This is a genomic window from Nocardia sp. NPDC056952 (assembly GCF_042674185.1).
Classification (GTDB): Bacteria; Actinomycetota; Actinomycetes; order Mycobacteriales; family Mycobacteriaceae; genus Nocardia.
Genome location: NZ_JBHURA010000006.1, coordinates 145,309 through 163,594, shown reverse-complemented (window position 1 = coordinate 163,594; position 18,286 = coordinate 145,309). Strand labels below are relative to the sequence as shown.

Below are 18,286 nucleotides of genomic sequence, written 5' to 3'. Positions count from 1 at the left end.
GCGTGCGCTACTTCCGGAGGCTGGGGAAGTAGCCGCGGAGTAGATCCTGAATCCGCTGTCTACTCGATGAGAACTCGGCGCAAGAGCCTTACTTGACGCACGCCTGTAATGGAAAGTAGAGCACTCAGGGTTGCAGCCCGAGAATCAGGCGGATCGAAACCTCTACTCTCCGCAGCTCCCCCGGCGCGAGCACGCCGAGTTTGCGCCGCAGCCTCGGCTTCGCGACGGTGTGCAGGTCTGCGCAATTGACGTACGACTCTTTATATTTGGTCAATCCAGAGTCCGGGCCCACCGGAACATGGGTCGCGTCAGGACCGGATGTGCCAGTGATGACGGCGACGGTCACCGCAGACAGTGGTGCCGCGATCCGGTTGATGGTCAGTACGACCACCGGATGGGGGCCGATCGGCGATGCCAATGCACACGACCAGACCTCACCCCTTAGCGCACTACCGGCGATCACCACTGCATCTCGTCGGCAGCGGCGAGCTCGGATTCATTCGGCTCGATGACGCCGTCCGGCAGCGGAGCCTGTCCGTCCCCATAGAACGTGCGGATCTCCTCGGCTGCACTGACCTCCGTGGCTTCCCGTACCAAGAGCCGCAGCCCTTCCCGCAGCGCATCAGATGTCGACTCGAGATGCAGAGTCCGCATGACCTCCTCCAAGGCCTGCACTTCATCACCTCGAAGCCTGACCTGCGCCAGGCGACCGGCAGAGGGTGCCGCGTCACGGCTGGTCTTCTTCCTGGCGACCTTCCGTTTACGAGTTGCCGCGACGTTTCCATCGCCAGCCTGTCGTACAAATGTCATACACCCAGTGTGGGCCGCCTTGGTGCGCTGGTCAAGCTCGCTTGCGAATCGGAGCAGCCGCCCCGGAACACGCCGAAGGCCGGCCCACCGTGGTGGACCGGCCTTCGTGACTTGCGTTGGAACCAGCTGATCAGGAGATCAGAAGTCCATGCCGCCCATGCCGCCGGTGGGGTCGCCACCTGCGGGGGCGGACTTCTCCGGCTTGTCGGCGACTACTGCCTCGGTGGTGAGGAAGAGCGCGGCGATGGAGGCCGCGTTCTGCAGGGCCGAGCGGGTGACCTTGACCGGGTCGGCAACGCCGGCGGCCAGCAGGTTCTCGTAGACACCGGTGTCGGCGTTCAGGCCTTCGCCCTCGGGGAGGTTGGAGACCTTCTCGGCCACGACGCCGGGCTCGAGGCCCGCGTTGAAGGCGATCTGCTTGAGCGGAGCCGACAGCGCGACGCGCACGATGTTGACACCGGTCGCCTCGTCAGCGGTCAGGCCGCTGAAGCCGTCGAGCGCGGGGGCGGCCTGCAGCAGCGCGACGCCACCACCGGCAACGATGCCCTCTTCGACGGCGGCCTTGGCGTTGCGCACGGCATCTTCGATGCGGTGCTTGCGCTCCTTGAGCTCGACCTCGGTGGCGGCACCGGCCTTGATCACCGCGACGCCGCCGGCCAGCTTGGCCAGACGTTCCTGCAGCTTCTCACGGTCGTAGTCCGAATCCGAGGACTCGATCTCGGCGCGGATCTGCGCCACGCGGCCCTTGATGGCCTCCGCGTCGCCGGCACCCTCGACGATGGTGGTCTCGTCCTTGGTGATGACGACCTTGCGCGCGGTGCCGAGCAGCTCGATGCCGGCGGTCTCCAGGGAGAGGCCGACCTCTTCGCTGATGACCTCGCCACCGGTGAGGATGGCGATATCGGCCAGCTGGGCCTTGCGACGGTCACCGAAGCCCGGCGCCTTGACGGCGACAGACTTGAAGGTGCCACGGATCTTGTTCACGACCAAGGTCGACAGGGCTTCGCCCTCGACGTCCTCGGCGATGATCAGCAGCGGCTTGCCGGCCTGGATGACCTTCTCCAGCAGCGGCAGCAGGTCCTTGACCGTCGAGATCTTGGACGAGACGAGCAGGATGTACGGATCCTCGAGGACCGCTTCCTGACGCTCGGGGTCGGTCACGAAGTAACCGGAGATGTAGCCCTTGTCGAAGCGCATGCCCTCGGTGAGCTCCAGCTGGAGCCCGAAGGTGTTGCTCTCCTCGACGGTGATGACACCTTCCTTGCCGACCTTGTCCATCGCCTCGGCGATGAGCTGGCCGATGGCCGGGTCGCCCGCGGAGATACCAGCGGTAGCAGCGATCTGCTCCTTGGTGTCGATCTCCTTGGCGGTGTCGAGCAGCTTGGCGGTGACGGCCTCGACGGCCTTCTCGATGCCACGCTTCAGGCCGAGCGGGTTCGCGCCGGCCGCGACGTTGCGCAGACCTTCACGCACGAGCGCCTGGGCGAGCACGGTGGCGGTGGTCGTACCGTCGCCCGCGACGTCGTCCGTCTTCTTGGCGACTTCCTTGACCAGCTCGGCGCCGATCTTCTCGTACGGGTCCTCGAGGTCGATCTCCTTGGCGATGGACACACCATCGTTGGTGATCGTGGGGGCGCCCCACTTCTTCTCGAGTACGACGTTGCGACCCTTCGGGCCCAGCGTCACCTTGACAGCGTCGGCGAGGGCGTTCAGACCCCGCTCGAGACCGCGACGGGCCTCTTCGTCGTACGCAATTGTCTTGGCCATTGCGTTGAGATCCTCCACATGTCTATGGCTGACACACGAGACGACCACAGGTTGGATCGCCCCAAAGTACGCTGGCCAGGAGGTGCCCGCGACGGACGACCGAGGGTGTCGATGGAACCCGATCTCACCGTCCCGACCTGGCACTCAACAGTCACGAGTGCCAAGCCATTTTTAGCACTCAGGTGGTGAGAGTGCAAGGTCGCGCCCAGCGCGGTGGACACACCGGGCGCGCCCCGCGTTCTCAGGTCTCGTCCTGCACCGAAGCCAGGAACTGATTCAGCAGCTCGACGAGCTCGGCCTCTACGACGGCCTTGTCAAGGCCCAGACCGCTGAGTACGCCCGCACCGTTCTCCTGTTCCAGCAGGGCCAGCAGGATGTGCTCGGTGCCGATGTAGTTGTGACCGAGCCGCAGCGCCTCGCGAAAGGTGAGCTCGAGGACCTTCTTCGTGTCGCCGTCGAACGGGATGAGCGCGGGCACGTCACCGTCGGCGGCGGGCAGCGAGGCGGTCGCGGCATCGCGCACGGCGTCCAGCGAGACACCCCTGGCGACGATCTCCTTGGCGGCCAGACCTTCCGACTGGCCGATCAGGCCGAGGATCAGATGCCCGAGCGCGATCTGGCCGCTCCCCGAGGCGCGGGCCGCCTCCTGCGAGCCGACGACCACCTGCCGGGCCCGGTCGGTGAACTTGGCGAAGCCTGCCTGCGGGTCCATGGCGGCTGTGTCGCTCGGCCCCTTGGGCACGAATCGTTTCTGCACAGCCTGCTTGCTGACGCCCATGCTGGCGCCGATGTCGGTCCAGGAGGCGCCGGAACGGCGGGCCTGGTCGACGAAGTGGCCGATCAGGTGGTCGGCGGTCTCGCCGAGGTGATTGGCGGCGACCACCGCGTCGGAGAGTTGGTCGAGGACGTTGTCGGGGCGGGCCTTCTTGATGCCGTCGATGAGGTCGTCGAGGCGAAAGTTCGGAGTGCTCATGCGTCAACCATAGGTTGACGATGCTGGGTCGTCAACGATTGGTTGACGGCAAATTCCTGGCAGAGTGTCGCCATGGGGAGAATTCGGCGCTGGGCGCCGCGCGTGGTGGGGATCATCGTGACGGCGGCGTGCCTGATCGGGGCCGGGCGACTGCTGTGGCCACAGCCGGGGCTGGACGAGCAACCCGGATCGACCGCACGCCAGTTGGCCTTCGTACGTGATGCGCTCGACGGCGGCTCGGATACCGCTGCGCAGCAACTGTTTCCGGAGGGATACGTCTTCTCGAACGTGCTCTACGGTCTCGCCTGGGTACAGGCCGCGCACACCGATCCGGGACTGCGCGAGGACGCGCTACGCGAAGCACGATGGGCGCTGGCCAGAACGGAATCCGACGAGGGCCGTGCGGTTTTCAGTCCCGGGTTGCAGCCCGCGTACGGAGTGTTCTGGGCCGGGTGGACCAACTGGTTGCGAGGCGCGATCCTGTCGCTCGATCACTCCGATACTGCTGCGGTGCAGCAGTTCTCCACACACAGCGCCGAGATCGCACAGGCGTTCTCCGCGGCCGGCACACCGTTTCTCCAGGCTTATCGAGGTCAGGCGTGGCCGGTCGATTCGACCGTCGCGGTGGCTTCACTTCGCCTGCACGACACGCTGTTCGGGGCGCAGTACACCGGGGTGATCGATCGCTGGCTCGAGCAGGCCGAGACCCGCCTCGACCCCGCCACCGGGCTACTGCCGCATCAGGTTTCACCGACCGACGGATCGATGCTGACCGGCGCCCGAGCAACCTCACAGACGGTGATGCATCGGTTCCTGCCGGAGATCGACCCGACTTTCGCGCGAAGCCAGTACGCGCGCTATCGCGACCGATTCGTCGCGCACCCCGGCGGTTTCGGTCCCGCCGTTCGCGAATACCCGAAGGGCGTCGACGGCAGCGGTGATGTCGACTCGGGACCGCTGGTAGCCGGGATCAGCCTGTCCGCCACCGTCGTCGCCGTCGGAGCGGCCAGGATGAACGGTGACGGCGCGCTGGCCGCCGCGATCGGATCGGAAGGCGAGCTGATCGGGTTGCCGGTCGATCTGCCCTGGTCCAAACGCTATGCGTTCGGGCTGCTGCCGATCGGGGACGCGTTCGTGGTGTGGTCGTCGACAGCGCGACCGCTCACGGCCGCACCGGCGATGGCCGAATACGACCTGCGCTGGTGGTGGCGGCTGCCATGGCTGGCCCTGCTCGGCCTGATCGCTCTCGCGCCATGGGCATGGACGTCGGCCCGCCTCCTGCGAGGGCGGGCCGAGCGCCATGCGATCGGACTTACCGCAACCCCACGGTGAAGGCGGTTCCGCGCACGATCAGTTCCTTCATCACCACACCGATGCGACCGGTGAACACCGTGTTCGTGGGGGTGTCGTCGGCCTTGACCAGTTGCAGCACCGCGTCACGGCGGCCGAGGCTGATGCACTGCGCCACGTAGCGGCCCTCCATCGGCTCCGGTTCGCGACCCCGCGCCCGCGCTGTGATCGCCCCGACCACGTACTGCCCGGCGGGAATCGCTGTCGCGCAGGCCATCCGCAGTGGGCGCCCGTCCACCCCCGTCATCAGCGCGGCGTCGCCGACGGCGTAGATGTCGGGGTGCGACACCGAGCGCAGCGTGTTGTCGGTGCGGATGCGACCGTCGGCCGCGACCTCGAGACCCGCGCGCCGAGCGAGATCGGGAACGGTGAACCCGGTGGTCCACACGGTGGTGGCGGCGGGCACCAGGGTGCCGTCGGCGAGCCGGACGGCATCGGGCAGCACCTCGACCACCTTGACGCCGGAACGGATTTCGACGCCGAGACGGGTGAGCGCGGCACGGATCGCCTCGTGCGCGCGCGGCGAGAGCCACGCACCCGGATCCTCGGTACCGAGCAGGCTGATCCGCGAATCCGGCTGCGACTCAGCGAGTTCAGTGGCCAGTTCGATGCCGGTCGGGCCCGAGCCGACGATGACGATCTGACCCGACAGTTCCGTCAGGTCCTCGGCGGTGGCGACGAACTTCGCGTGCTCGGCCGCCCCGGGCACGGCGTCGCGGTCGGCCTGGCTGCCGAGCGCGTAGACGAGGGTGTCGTAGTGCAACGTCCACTCGCCGTCCAGGGCGACGATCTTGCGATCCGGGTCCAGGTCGGTGACCCGCGCCTGAAGGAATTCGATACCCTTGCGTCCCAGCGACTTCCGCAGGTCGAGCCGCTTGACCGGCTGACCGGCGGCGGCCTGGTGCAGACGCACCCGCTGCACGAATTCGGCGCGGCCGTCCACGACGGTGATCTGGGTGTCGCGAGTCTTCTTCGCGAGGGCGCGGGCCGCGGTGAGTCCCGCGTACCCGGCGCCGAGGACGACGATCCGATGCTGACCGGTCATGGTGTGGCTCCTTCTCTCGAAATGCCTACACACACCAGACCGATCAGCCCCCGAGTTCCTGACAGGTTCTTGAAGTGATCTGGATCACACGGTTACGGCGCCCAGTTTAATCGGGTTCACGACCGTGCGGACCGCTGCGATCGAGCCCGCTTCGTCGAAGTCGAATACGAGTACACCGGCCGGAATCTCGTCCTGGATCAGGATCAGGCCCACGTCGCCGTTGATCTCGGTGAATTCGAACCGCGACGTGGGGCTGAGGAAACGCCGCAGGTTGGACAGGTAGCGCGCGACCACATCGCCACCGACCACCGGGATCTTGGCCGCGACCACCCGGCCGCCGCCATCGGCGACCGACACGACGTCGTCGGCGAGCAGTTCGCGCAGACCGTCCACATCGCCGGTAGAGGCCGCTTGCAAGAACTTCTCGATCATCGTGCGCGCGTGCTCGGCCGACACCACGAAGCGCTGCTTACCGGTGCGCACCCGCTGACCGGCCCGATGGAATATCTGCTGGGTGTTGGCCACGGTGAGATCGAGCATCTCCGCGATCTCGGCATGGGAGTAGCCGAACGCCTCGCGCAGCACGAACACGGCGCGTTCGATCGGGCTGAGCCGTTCCATCGCGGTGAGCACCGCCAGCGATACCGATTCGCGTTCCTCGACGGTCCTCAGCGGGCCGAGCGCGCCGCCGCCGGTCGGTACCGGCTCCGGCAGCCACTGCCCGACATAGGTCTCGCGCCGGGCCCGAGCCGAAACGAGCTGGGTGCGACACAGATTCACGGTGACGGTCGTCAACCACGCTTCGATATTGGCGATCTCGGCGCGGTCGGCCAGCGCCCACCGCAGATAGACCTCCTGCACGACGTCCTCGGCCTCACTCGCCGCACCGAACATGCGATATGCCAGCGAGAACAGCCGCGGCCGATGCTCCATGAACTCGGTGATATCGGCGGCCGGCGCCGCGGAGTCCTCGGGCGGAAGAGGTGGTGTTGATGGCTCCATGTCGAAACGTCCAGTCGCGAGGGTCGTATGCCTGGTCAGTCGTCGTTGCGCGGGCGACGCAGGCGCAGGCGCGCCGATCCACGGATCGCCGGTCGGCGGATCGCGGGCATCCGTCGCTGCGCCCGCCGTTGTGCCCGCCGCTCAGCCGGCTTGTGCTGCCAGGTCTCCGGACGGGCGGCCACCCAGCGGGCCGACCGCCAGGCGAACGGAATGTGCGCGAGATAGAGCGCGACCAAGATCAGCAGCAGCACGATCGGGTACGTGACCAGCAGCGCGGCAGCCAGCGCGGTGAGCACCAGCAGCCCGGCCGCGGCCTGCGGAGCGACCGACACCGACTTCATCGCCAGGGTGGGGATGGTGCTCACGCACAGCAGCGCGGCGAAGACCGTCCAGGCGGCGACGAAGGCGAACCCGTCCCACCAGCCGTCGCCGAACTGCACCTTCAGGGCGATCGGCACCAGCGCGATCAGCGCTCCGGCGGGCGCGGGGACACCGACGAAGTACTCACGCGCCCAATTGGGCCGGGAATCGTCGTCGAGCAGGGTGTTGAAGCGGGCAAGGCGCAAGACCAGGCTCACCGCGAACAGCAGCGCGACGATCCAGCCCGCACTGTTGCCGTCGAGCAGGGTCACGTAGATGACCAGCGCGGGCGCGACGCCGAACGAGATCGCGTCCGAGAGCGAATCGAGTTCGGCGCCCATCTTGCTGGTGGCGTCGAGCATGCGCGCGAGCCGCCCGTCGAGCGTGTCGAGCACGGCGGCGGCACCGACCATCGCCAGCGCGATCCCGAGTTCACCGTCGAGCCCGAACTTCACTGCCGACAGGCCGGCGCACAGCGCGAGAATGGTGACGACGCTCGGCAGCAATCGCACCGAGCGGGGCCGTTTGCGCGGTGCTGTGCGAGCCTGTTCGATCATCCCAGCACAGCCAGGACTGTTTCGGCCCCGATCGTGCGCTGCCCGGGGGCCACCAGCAGTTCGGTGCCGACCGGGAAGTACGTGTCGACGCGAGACCCGAACCGGATCAGGCCGTAGGTGTCACCGATGGTGAGCAGGTCACCGACGCGCGCATCGCAGACGATGCGCCGAGCCAGCAGTCCGGCGATCTGCACCACGACGACCTGCTTACCGTCGGCGGTGTCGATGACCATGCTGTTGCGCTCGTTGGCGTCGGAGGCCTCCGGCAGATCGGCCGAGAGGAACTTGCCCGGCTGATGCAGGACCTCGCGCACGGTGCCGGACACCGGAACGCGCTGCACGTGCACATCGAGCACCGACAGGAAGATGCTCACGCGCGGCAACGGCTGATCGCCGAGTCCGAGCTCGACGGGCGGCACCGCGGTGTCGACCAGCGCCACTTCACCGTCGGCGGGCGCGACCACGATGCCCGCCCGGTTCGGCGGCACGCGATGCGGGTGCCGGAAGAAGGCGGCGCAGGCGGCGGCCGAGGCCAGACCGGCCCGGCGCACCCATTTGTTGCGTCCGCCGATCACCGCCACCGCCAACGGCACCGCTACGAACGGCAGTCCGACGGGATGTAGTGGGGGTACAGCGGCCCGCACCAAGTCGACGACATGTCCGACGCCGGTGGTATCGGGCGTGCCGGGCGGGGTGGGGCGGCGTGCCACGGGCTCCCTCTTTCGTGTGATGACTACAAGCGATCACACCTTACGGGAAGCCCGGGGCAAGCACCTGTGGTCAGTGGACCGATTTACGCCCGGTGAACAGCTTCACCAGGTACAGCAAAACGCAGGCGCCCACCAGACAGGTGATGAAGCTGAAGATCCAGCCCGCGCCTTCGACATCGACGCCGAACAGACTCAGCACGAAGCCGCCGAGCAGCCCGCCGATGATTCCGACGACGATATTGAGCAGGATGCCCTGCTGTGCGTCGGTCTTCATGAACTTGCTCGCGATCCAACCGGCCAGACCGCCGATGATGATCCAACTGATGATGCCGAGTCCGAGCATGCTGTCCTCGATCCCTCGAAGGGTCGGCGAGCAATCGCCTTGTCACCAAGATACCCCCGGCTGCGCTGTGACAATCGACACTCTGATCATGAGGCGCTAATATGAGGAAGCCTCATGTCTGAGCGTTCACATGGTGTCCACGTACGGGTCACGGGCGATGAGGGACAGATTTCGATGCTTCGGGTACACCCAGCGGTGCTGCCGCAGGTTGACAGGTACATAGGAGACGCACAATGGCTCGAATCGCCCAGACGACGGGTACTGAGCACACCGCGATCCTCGGATTGGGCGTCTACCGCCCGGCTCGGGTGGTCACCAACGACGAGGTAGCGGGGCCGATCGACTCCAGCGACGAGTGGATCCGCACCCGGTCGGGAATCAACACCAGACGCTTCGCCTCGGATGAGGAAACCATCCAGTCCATGAGCGTCGCCGCCGCGCGCGACGCGATCGCCGCCGCCGGGGTGCAGGTCGACCAGATCGACTGCGTCATCGTGGCGACGTCGACGCATCTGGTGCTCACCCCGGCAATCGGCCCGCGCATCGCCACCGAGCTCGGCATGACCGGCTCGGCCGCCTTCGACATCTCGGCGGGCTGCGCCGGGTTCTGTCACGCGCTGGGCATGGCATCCGACTTCGTCCGCACGGGGACCTCGAAACACGTGCTGGTGATCGGCGTCGAAAAACTCAGCGTGACCATCGACTTCACCGACCGCGCGACGGCCTTCCTGTTCGCCGACGGCGCGGGCGCGGTCATCGTCGGCCCGTCCGCCGAACAGGGCATCGGCCCGACCGTCTGGGGATCGGACGGCACTCAGCACCATGCCATCGGCCAGACCAAGGACTGGGTGGAGTTCTTCGACGAGATCGAGGAGAAGGGCACCGACGCGGTGCGCCCCTACCTCACGATGGAGGGCACCGCGGTGTTCCGCTGGGCCGCGCACTCGCTGGAGAAGGTGTGCCGCGACGCGATCGACCGCGCGGGCCTGACCACCGGCGACCTCGACGCGATGATCCCGCACCAGGCCAACGGCCGGATCATCGAGATCATGGCCAGGGTGCTCGAGCTACCGGAGCACTGCGCGCTCGCCAACGACATCGAGGATTCCGGCAACACCTCGGCAGCATCGGTCCCCCTCGCGATGGAGGCGCTGTTGCGCAAGGGCGAATCGAAGCCGGGCGACACCGCGCTGCTGATCGCCTTCGGCGCCGGGCTGTCCTATGCGGCACAGGTTGTCACCATGCCCGCCTGGAAATAGCTGATCAGCAAATCCCACAAAACCGGGGTGGCCTGCGCCGCAGCAGGCCACCGACCGGTTGGCTCGCCGTGTCCACCTTGTCCCGCTTGCACCAACTCGGACATGCTGGCAAACTTTTCGCTACCGACGTTTGCTGATCGACGAAGCTCAGCCTCCAGCGTTCCCGTCGTCAACCCGAGGTGATCGGCCGTGAAACTGCGCTCACTCCTGCCACGCAGGCACATCAACGAGGTCCCGCTCCTGCCGAGCATCGGACCGGACGACGCCTTCGCGCTCCCCAGCGCGTTCGTGCCCCGCGGCACCCGTCTCAAACGCGAGGAACGCCTCGAACGCCTCCTCACTCCTACCGAACTCGACCTGGTCCTCCACCACCAGCTCTGACCGCTACCTCGCAGCAGGGGGATACTCGATCGGGTGAGCACTCCCTCGGTAACCAAACCGGCCATTCTGAGCGTTGACGACGATCCCGGCGTATCGCGCGCCGTGGTGCGGGACCTGCGCCGCCGCTACGGCGCCGATTACCGGATTCTGCGGGCCGAATCGGGACCGCAGGCACTCGAGGCGCTGCGGGAGATGAAACTGCGCGGGCAGCCCGTGGCGGTGCTGATCGCCGATTACCGGATGCCCGGCATGGACGGGATCGAATTCCTCGAGCAGGCGATGGATCTGCACCCTTACGCACGCCGGGTGCTGCTCACCGCCTACGCCGACACCGATGCCGCGATCGACGCGATCAATGTCATCGATCTCGACCACTATCTGCTCAAGCCGTGGGACCCGCCGGAGGAGAAGCTGTACCCGGTGATCGACGGGTTGCTCGAGGTGTGGCGCAGCGCCGAGCAGCGGCCCGTGTACGAGACCAAGGTCGTCGGCGATCGATGGTCGCCGCGGTCGTCGCAGGTGCGAGAGTTCTTGGCGCGCAATCAGTTGCCGTATCGGTGGTACCCGGTCGACGAGCCGGAGGGCACCCGGTTGCTGGAGGCGGCAGGCGCCGATCCGGCGGCCTGTCCGGTGGTGATCACGGCCGCGGGCACCGCGCTGATCCAGCCGACCGACAGCGAGCTCGCCGAAAACGTCGGGCTCACCGTCGAACCCAGCGGGGACTTCTACGATCTGATCGTGGTCGGCGGCGGACCCGCCGGACTCGGCGCGGCGGTCTACGGTGCGTCGGAGGGCTTGCGCACGGTGCTGGTCGAGCGCACGGCCACCGGCGGACAGGCGGGGCAGAGCTCGCGGATCGAGAACTATCTCGGATTTCCCGACGGGGTCTCGGGGTCACAGCTGGCGGATCGGGCGCGGCGGCAGGCGGCGAAATTCGGCGCGGAGATCATCACCACTCGCGATGTGGTCGCGCTCGAGATCAACGGGTCGGCGCGCACCGTGCGATTCGCCGATGGCGGAAAGCTGTGCGCGCATACGGTTCTGATCGCTACGGGCGTGGACTATCGACGTCATCCGGCACCGGGTGTGGACGAATTCACCGGGCGCGGTGTGTATTACGGTTCGGCGATGACCGAGGCGGCCGAGTGTGCCGAGCAGGAGGTCTACATCGTCGGCGGGGCCAATTCCGCCGGACAGGCGGCGGTGTTCCTGTCCCGCAACGCCCGTCGCGTGCACCTGGTCGTCCGGGGCGACTCGCTGGACAAGTCGATGTCGCACTATCTCGTCCGGCAGATCGCGGCCATCCCCAACATCGTCGTACACACCGAGACCGAGGTGGTCGGCGTCGACGGCGACACCCACCTGGAACGCATCGTTCTGCGCGACAACAGCACCGGCACCGAAGACAAGGTCGACGCGCAACGGCTGTTCCTGTTCATCGGCGCCGCGCCGCAGACCGGCTGGCTCGACGGCGTCGTCACCCGTGACGCCGCCGGATACGTGCTGGCCGGGCCAGACCTGATGGTCGACGGCGCGCGACCACCCGGCTGGGAACTGCCGCGCCCACCGCAACACCTCGAGACCAGCGTCCCCGGCGTGTTCGTGGCGGGCGATGTGCACGCCGAATCCGCCAAGCGGGTCGCCTCGGCGGTCGGCGAGGGCGCGATGGCGGTCATGCTCGTCCACCGGTACCTGGCATGAGAGGTCAGCGGCCGGAGGCGGTAGCGGAGCGTAACCACGCAGGCCGCCCGATCGTGTCCACGGAGACAGCATGAGTGAGGACCTGATGATCTGCGATCCGGAAGAACTGCGCACTCTGTTCCTGTTCGAGAAGCTCGACGACTCCCAGCTCGCCGAACTGTGCGCTATCGGGCGCATCGAGTACGTCGAACCGGGCCCGGTGTTCCGCGAGGGCGAACCCGCCACCTGCTTCTACGTGCTGATCGACGGCGAGGTCCGGCTGACCAAGCTGTCCGGCGGTGTGGAGATCGAGATCAACCGCACCGACCATCGCGGGGTGTACGCGGGCGCCTGGATGGCCTACCTGGGTGATCGGACGAACCAGGACTACAACGGCTCGATGTACGTGCTGCGCCGCTCCCGGTTCCTGGTCATGGACGCGGCCGATTTCTCCCGGATCATGCACGAGTGGTTCCCGATGGCCGTGCACCTGCTCGAGGGCGCGTTCTTCGGCGGGCAGAAGTCGAACCAGCGGATCGCCGAACGCGAACGGCTGCTCGCCCTGGGATCGCTGTCGGCCGGGCTCACCCACGAACTCAACAATCCCGCCGCCGCCGCGGTGCGCGCCACCTCCGGCCTGCGCGAACGCGTCGCCGGGATGCGGCACAAGCTGAAGATGATGGCCGAGGGCAAGTTCCCGGCCGACGCGCTGGTCAAGCTCGTCGAGATGCAGGAGCAGGCCGCCGATCAGGTCGCGAAGGCGCCCGATCTCAGCCCACTGGAAGCGGCCGACCGGGAGGACGCGCTCGCCGACTGGTTCGAAGAGCGCGGCATCGCCGACGGCTGGAATCTGGCGCCGACCTTCGTGCAGGCGGGCCTGGACACCGACTGGCTGGAGGGCGTGCACGCGACCCTGGAAGCCTGCCAGGCGCCGGTGTTCGAAGGGGCCGTGCGCTGGCTGAACTACACCATCGAGACCGAGTTGCTGATGAACGAGATCTTCGACTCGACCACCCGCATCTCCACTCTCGTCGGGGCGGCCAAACAGTACTCACAGATGGATCGCGCGCCCTATCAGGTCGTCGACCTGCACGAACTGCTCGATTCCACCCTGGTGATGCTCAACCGCAAACTCGGTGACGGCATCCGCGTGGTGAAGGACTACGACCGCGCGCTGCCGCCGATCCCCTGCTTCGCCGCCGAACTCAACCAGGTGTGGACCAACCTGATCGACAACGCGGTCTACGCGATGGGCGGCGAGGGCACCCTGACGATCCGCACCTTCAAGGAGAACGACTGCGCCGCCATCGAGATCGGGGACACCGGGCCTGGCATTCCCCCCGAGGCGCGGGGCCGGATCTTCGAGCCGTTCTTCACCACCAAACCGGTCGGCGACGGTACCGGTCTCGGCCTCGACATCTCGTTCCGGATCGTGGCGAACAAGCACAACGGTGACATCCGGGTGGAATCGGAACCCGGCAACACGCGGTTCATCGTCCGCCTGCCGCTGCACCCGGCGGCGGAGGATGTCAGCACACCTACTATAGGAGGTCAGGATGGCTGAAGCGGGGATCGATCCGAGCGTGCCGCCCAGTGGCGCCGGTTGCGTCGAATGCGACGCGAGCGGCGGCTGGTGGGTACATCTGCGCCGCTGTGCCGAATGCGGGCACGTCGGCTGCTGCGACAGCTCTCCCAGCAAGCACGCGACGAAGCATTTCGAGGCCACCGCGCACCCGTTCATGCAGAGCTACGAGCCGGGCGAGGACTGGTTCTACAACTTCGCCAGCGGCGAGATGTACAGCGATGGTCCCGAGCTCGCCGCGCCGACCAGTCATCCCACTGATCAATCCGTCCCCGGACCGGCCGCGCGGGTGCCCGCGAACTGGCAATCGCTGCTGGGCTGAGCCAGGACTAGGGCTTCATCCCGGCGGCGTCGGCTACCGGCTTGTCGGCATTGGCCGGCACGAGGCAGACCAGCTTCACGGTGCTGAGCGCCACGTTGGGGCTGCCCTCGAACGGCCCGCCGGGGTGTGCCGCGAGGACCTGATCGATCGCCTTCTTCTCGCCGTCGGAATCGAGTGAGGTGAACTGCGCGCAGGTGATGTCGGCGCCCGCCGCGGCCGGTGTCGGCGCCGCGCTCGACGTGGGCGCCTTGGTGGTGGCGGCGGGCGCGCTGGAGCTCGGCGTGCCCTTGCGCAGCCCGCTCGCATCAGCGGAGTCGTCGGACCCGCACCCGACCAAGGTCAGGGTCAGAGCCCCGGCGGCCAGAACGGCGAGGGAGATTCGGTTCATCTGCTGCTTTCCCCGGTAGATCGCGGCGCCGGCACCTCCGGCGCGTCCGGTGCAGCGTACCGACTGGCGGCGATAGTTCGTCATGTCCGCCAGAATGGCCCGCTGACCTTGCGGTCGGCCTATCGATTCCTGATCGCGCCGCGAAGGGCAGAATGGGGCGGTGGCTGAACTTTCGCTCACCGCCCGGCTCAATCCCTCCGCAGCCGACGCTCGTCGCGGGGTGGTGCGCCTGCACCCCGAGACGCTCACCGCGCTCGGCCTGCGCGAATGGGACGGCATCGCGCTGATCGGCGCGCGCAGGACCGCGGCGGTGGTGGCGAAGGCGCCCGCGGACAGTCCGCCGGGGGTGGCGCTGCTCGATGACGTGACGCTGTCGAATGTGGGATTGCGGGAGAACGCGGCGGTGACTGTCGCCCCGGTGACGGTCTTCGGCGCCAGGCAGATCTCGCTGAGCGGCTCGGCGCACGCTGTGGCCAGCATCCCGGCGGCCACCCTGCGGCAGGCGCTGCTCGGCAAGGTGGTGACCGTCGGTGACACGGTATCGCTGCTGCCGCGCGATCTCGGACCCGATATCAGTTCCGCGGCGGCCACCCAGGCGCTCTCGCGTGCCTTCGGGATCGCCTGGACCACCGAACTGCTCACCGTGACGGCGATCGAGCCCATGCCGGGACCGGTGAGCGTGCAACCGAATTCGGCCGTCGGCTGGGGTGCGGGTGCGGGTGCGGCAGCGATCCAGCACACGGTGGAACGTGACGGCGATGTGCGGCCTTCGAGCAAGGCGGGCCGACAATGGTTTTCGGAGCCGGATCAGCCGGGAACCGCCGCGGTGAAGGTGAGTTCGGGCAGCACGCCGGTCCAGATCGAGGATCTGGCGGGTGTGCAGAGCCAGGCGGCCAAGCTGGCCGAATGGCTGAGCCTGGCGCTCGATGAGCCGGAGTTGCTGAAGACGCTCGGCGCACCGGCGCACCTCGGTGTCCTCATCACCGGGCCCGCCGGGGTCGGCAAGGCCACCTTCGCCAAAGCTGTTGTCGCACCGCGTCGTATCGTCGAGCTCGACGGGCCGAGCGTCGGCGCGACCGAGAGTGGCACCCGGCTGCGTGAGGTCGCCGAGGCGGTGGCCGATGTCGCCACCGGGCAGGGCGGCGTGCTGCTGATCACCGATATCGACGCGCTGCTGCCCGCCGAGGCCGAGCCCGTCGCCACCCTCGTTCTCGACCAGCTGCGGGCCGCGGTGCGCGCACCGTGCGTCGCCCTGCTGGCCACCACCGCCCATCCGACACAGGTGGATTCGCGGCTGCGCGCTCCGGATCTGTGCGATCGCGAACTGGCATTGCCGCTGCCCACCGCGGCGATCCGGCGGGCGCTGCTGGAACAGCTGCTGCGCAAGGTGCCGGCGGGAAAACTGGACCTCGATGTGATCGCCTCGCGCACACCGGGTTTCGTGGTGGCCGACCTGACCGCGCTGTGCCGGGAAGCGGCCGTGCGCGCGGCGGGCCGGGCCAGCCGCGAGCACACCGACCCCGAACTCGTCCAAGACGATCTGATCGGCGCGCTCGACGTGATCCGGCCGCTGTCCCGTTCCGGCACAGAGGAATTGGCGATCGGCTCGCTCGACCTCGACGACGTCGGCGACATGATCGAAACCAAACAGGCACTCACCGAAACAGTGCTGTGGCCGCTGCGCCACCCCGACTCCTTCGCCCGCCTCGGCATCGAACCGCCGCGCGGGGTCCTGCTCTACGGGCCACCCGGCTGCGGCAAGACCTTCCTGGTGCGGGCGCTGGCCGGGACCGGCCAGCTCAGCGTGCACGCGGTGAAAGGCGCTGAGCTGATGGACAAGTGGGTCGGCTCCTCCGAACGCGCGGTGCGCGAGTTGTTCCAGCGGGCCCGCGACTCCGCACCCTCGCTGATCTTCCTCGACGAGGTCGACGCGCTCGCCCCCCGACGCGGCCAGAGCAGCGACTCCGGGGTGTCGGACCGGGTGGTCGCCGCGCTGCTCACCGAGCTCGACGGCGTCGAACCCCTGCGTGATGTGGTGGTGGTCGGCGCGACCAACCGCCCCGAACTGATCGATCCCGCGCTGCTGCGGCCGGGCCGGCTCGACCGGCTCGTCTTCGTCCCGCCACCGGACGGCCCGGCCCGGCTCGAGATCCTGCGCACGGCGGGCCGCTCGGTACCGCTGGCCCGGGATGTCGACCTGGCCGCGCTGGCAGAGGATCTCGACGGCTACTCGGCTGCCGACTGCGCCGCCCTGCTGCGCGAGGCCGCGCTCTCGGCCCTGCGCCGCGATATGGCCGCCGCCGACGTCACGGCCGAGGACGTGGCCACCGCCCGCGCGAGCGTGCGGCCGTCCCTGGACCCCGAGCAGGTCGAATCGCTGCGTCGCTATGCCGAGAGCAGGGCTTGAGGCCGAAATCGCCACCCTGATCCGGCCGCGACATCCCCGGTGGAGGTGTGTGTCGCCGGTAACGTCGGCACGGTGCCCAAGATCGGTGATGGTCTGGACGTGGTCACGGCGTTCGCCGGCGCCGCGGCCGCGGGGATGTCGCTGTTCCTGCCGTTCAGCTTCGGCGACGGTTCGTCGATCGATTCGCCGTACCGCGTCACCAGTCTGATCAACAGCGTTCCCCGCGCGGCCGCACTCGGTCTCATCGTCGCTGTCGTCGTCGCCGTGCTGGCCAGGCCGATCACCCGGCCGGGGCTGATCTGGCTCACCGCGACGGGCGGGGCGGCGGCGCTGGCGATCAACTACTTCATCGGCGAGGCGATGACCTCCGCCGACGTACTCACCACCCAGAACTACATCGACTCGCTGTGCGGCGGTGTGCTGTTCGGGGCACTGTGCATCTGCGCGTGGCGGATGCGCTGGTCCGCGGTCGGTTTCGGGCTCGGGGTCCTGGTCGTGTTCGTCTACGGCGAAGTCGTGGCGGTGTTCACCTCGAACGCCGCGGCGACGGCGGACAAGGCCGTGCACACCCCGTTCTGGCTGGTCGGCTCCGCGGTCGTGCTGCTGGCGGTGAACACCGCGCGCCATCGGCACGGCATCATGCTGCCCGCGGTGCCGCGGATGGCGGCGGATCTGCCGATCGCCCCGATCATCGCCACCACGGTGCTGTCGCTGTCGCTGCTGATCGCCACCGAGTGGCTGGGCCGCGAGTTCGACGCCCGCCGCGGGACCTCCTGGCAGGTCGCGCTCGCCGTGATCGTCACGATCGTGGCGGCGTTCGTGGCCGCCGCGCTGCTGCCCGGCCGCGACGGCACCGGTGTGCTGATCGCCGTGAGCGTCGCCGCCGCGGCCGATTCACTCAGTGACGCACCCCGCCTCGGCTGGCATCTCGTCCTCGTCCTTGTGGTCGGTGCGGTCGCCATCCTGGCGGGCCTGCGGTGGGCGACACCGTGGGGCGTGCTGCTCGGCGCCGCCGTGATCTGCGGTTTCGCCATTGTGGCCGAACGTCTTCCGTGGGCGTTCGTGTGGACGGCCGGGGTGGTGCTGCTGACCTGTGTCACCGGTTTCGCCATCGGCTCGATCCGGGTCAGCTACCTGCCGAGCGCGATGCTGGGGCTCGGCGCGCTGTACCTGCCGTCGATCCTGTGGTCGATTCCCACCGGGCAGCGGCACTGGCCGACGGGCAGCACCGCCGTCGCCGATCGAGTGCCGGGGCAGGTGGCATTGGCCATCACCGTCGGCGCAGCGGCCGGACTCGCGGTGCTCTATCAGATCCGGCCACCCGCGCAGCCACGGGCGGCGCAACCATAG

The 18,286-nt window shown here is 68.1% G+C and carries 18 protein-coding genes; 8 read left to right on the top strand and 10 right to left on the bottom strand.

Annotated features, from left to right (window positions below; genetic code table 11):
• Positions 1-124: 124 nt before the first annotated feature.
• The 4 genes from ACFTS5_RS21875 to ACFTS5_RS21860 all read right to left on the bottom strand — a co-directional run bounded on the left by ACFTS5_RS21875 (position 125) and on the right by ACFTS5_RS21860 (position 3,550).
• Positions 125-466, bottom strand: a complete 342-nt coding sequence (locus ACFTS5_RS21875; RefSeq protein WP_378633857.1) for a type II toxin-antitoxin system PemK/MazF family toxin — start codon at positions 464-466, stop codon at positions 125-127.
• On the bottom strand, positions 460-810 hold the full coding sequence (locus ACFTS5_RS21870) for a hypothetical protein (protein ID WP_378633855.1): 351 nt from the start codon (positions 808-810) through the stop codon (positions 460-462). The genes ACFTS5_RS21875 and ACFTS5_RS21870 overlap by 7 nt, the downstream gene beginning before the upstream one ends.
• A 138-nt stretch (positions 811-948) precedes the next feature.
• The gene (gene groL / locus ACFTS5_RS21865) at positions 949-2,577 is read right to left on the bottom strand and encodes a chaperonin GroEL (protein ID WP_056816261.1); all 1,629 of its coding nucleotides are present in this window, start codon (positions 2,575-2,577) and stop codon (positions 949-951) included.
• A 241-nt stretch (positions 2,578-2,818) separates the two neighbouring features.
• A complete protein-coding gene (locus ACFTS5_RS21860; RefSeq protein WP_378633852.1) occupies positions 2,819-3,550 on the bottom strand; it encodes a Clp protease N-terminal domain-containing protein in 732 nt (243 codons plus the stop codon).
• A 72-nt stretch (positions 3,551-3,622) separates the two neighbouring features.
• Between ACFTS5_RS21860 and ACFTS5_RS21855 the strand changes: the two genes are divergently transcribed.
• The gene (locus tag ACFTS5_RS21855; RefSeq protein WP_378633849.1) at positions 3,623-4,882 is read left to right on the top strand and encodes a hypothetical protein; all 1,260 of its coding nucleotides are present in this window, start codon (positions 3,623-3,625) and stop codon (positions 4,880-4,882) included.
• On the opposite strand, the gene ACFTS5_RS21850 is transcribed toward ACFTS5_RS21855, so the two are convergent.
• The 5 genes from ACFTS5_RS21850 to ACFTS5_RS21830 all read right to left on the bottom strand — a co-directional run bounded on the left by ACFTS5_RS21850 (position 4,863) and on the right by ACFTS5_RS21830 (position 8,917).
• Entirely contained in the window at positions 4,863-5,945 is a 1,083-nt protein-coding gene (locus tag ACFTS5_RS21850; protein ID WP_378633846.1) for an NAD(P)/FAD-dependent oxidoreductase, read from the bottom strand. The two genes, ACFTS5_RS21855 and ACFTS5_RS21850, sit on opposite strands and share 20 nt — an antisense overlap.
• An 84-nt stretch (positions 5,946-6,029) precedes the next feature.
• The gene (locus ACFTS5_RS21845; protein WP_378633844.1) at positions 6,030-6,947 is read right to left on the bottom strand and encodes an RNA polymerase sigma-70 factor; all 918 of its coding nucleotides are present in this window, start codon (positions 6,945-6,947) and stop codon (positions 6,030-6,032) included.
• A gap of 35 nt (positions 6,948-6,982) precedes the next feature.
• The gene (locus tag ACFTS5_RS21840; RefSeq protein ID WP_378633841.1) at positions 6,983-7,864 is read right to left on the bottom strand and encodes a CDP-alcohol phosphatidyltransferase family protein; all 882 of its coding nucleotides are present in this window, start codon (positions 7,862-7,864) and stop codon (positions 6,983-6,985) included.
• A complete protein-coding gene (locus ACFTS5_RS21835) occupies positions 7,861-8,574 on the bottom strand; it encodes a phosphatidylserine decarboxylase (RefSeq protein WP_378633839.1) in 714 nt (237 codons plus the stop codon). The genes ACFTS5_RS21840 and ACFTS5_RS21835 overlap by 4 nt, the downstream gene beginning before the upstream one ends.
• 70 nt (positions 8,575-8,644) lie before the next feature.
• Positions 8,645-8,917 carry a GlsB/YeaQ/YmgE family stress response membrane protein gene (locus ACFTS5_RS21830; protein WP_101465422.1) on the bottom strand — a complete coding sequence of 91 codons (273 nt, stop codon included), beginning with the start codon at positions 8,915-8,917 and terminating at the stop codon, positions 8,645-8,647.
• A 233-nt stretch (positions 8,918-9,150) separates the two neighbouring features.
• Here ACFTS5_RS21830 and ACFTS5_RS21825 point away from each other — a divergent pair, with 233 nt between their 5' ends.
• The 5 genes from ACFTS5_RS21825 to ACFTS5_RS21805 all read left to right on the top strand — a co-directional run bounded on the left by ACFTS5_RS21825 (position 9,151) and on the right by ACFTS5_RS21805 (position 14,141).
• On the top strand, positions 9,151-10,176 hold the full coding sequence (locus ACFTS5_RS21825) for a beta-ketoacyl-ACP synthase III (protein WP_378633836.1): 1,026 nt from the start codon (positions 9,151-9,153) through the stop codon (positions 10,174-10,176).
• A 189-nt stretch (positions 10,177-10,365) separates the two neighbouring features.
• Complete coding sequence (locus ACFTS5_RS21820; protein ID WP_378633833.1) at positions 10,366-10,557, top strand: hypothetical protein; 192 nt, start codon at positions 10,366-10,368, stop codon at positions 10,555-10,557.
• A 33-nt stretch (positions 10,558-10,590) separates the two neighbouring features.
• A complete protein-coding gene (locus ACFTS5_RS21815; RefSeq protein ID WP_378633831.1) occupies positions 10,591-12,258 on the top strand; it encodes an FAD-dependent oxidoreductase in 1,668 nt (555 codons plus the stop codon).
• Between the two features lie 70 nt (positions 12,259-12,328).
• On the top strand, positions 12,329-13,801 hold the full coding sequence (locus tag ACFTS5_RS21810) for an ATP-binding protein (RefSeq protein WP_378633828.1): 1,473 nt from the start codon (positions 12,329-12,331) through the stop codon (positions 13,799-13,801).
• On the top strand, positions 13,794-14,141 hold the full coding sequence (locus ACFTS5_RS21805; RefSeq protein WP_378633825.1) for a UBP-type zinc finger domain-containing protein: 348 nt from the start codon (positions 13,794-13,796) through the stop codon (positions 14,139-14,141). Before ACFTS5_RS21810 ends, ACFTS5_RS21805 begins: the two co-directional genes overlap by 8 nt.
• A 7-nt stretch (positions 14,142-14,148) precedes the next feature.
• Here the strand turns inward: ACFTS5_RS21805 and ACFTS5_RS21800 are convergent, their stop codons facing one another.
• Positions 14,149-14,613 (bottom strand): hypothetical protein, encoded by a 465-nt coding sequence (locus ACFTS5_RS21800; protein WP_378633823.1) that lies wholly within the window; start codon positions 14,611-14,613, stop codon positions 14,149-14,151.
• Positions 14,614-14,689: 76 nt separating this feature from the next.
• Here ACFTS5_RS21800 and ACFTS5_RS21795 point away from each other — a divergent pair, with 76 nt between their 5' ends.
• Positions 14,690-16,936 carry an AAA family ATPase gene (locus tag ACFTS5_RS21795; RefSeq protein ID WP_378633820.1) on the top strand — a complete coding sequence of 749 codons (2,247 nt, stop codon included), beginning with the start codon at positions 14,690-14,692 and terminating at the stop codon, positions 16,934-16,936.
• 72 nt (positions 16,937-17,008) lie between these two features.
• Positions 17,009-18,286, top strand: a complete 1,278-nt coding sequence (locus ACFTS5_RS21790) for a hypothetical protein (protein WP_378633818.1) — start codon at positions 17,009-17,011, stop codon at positions 18,284-18,286.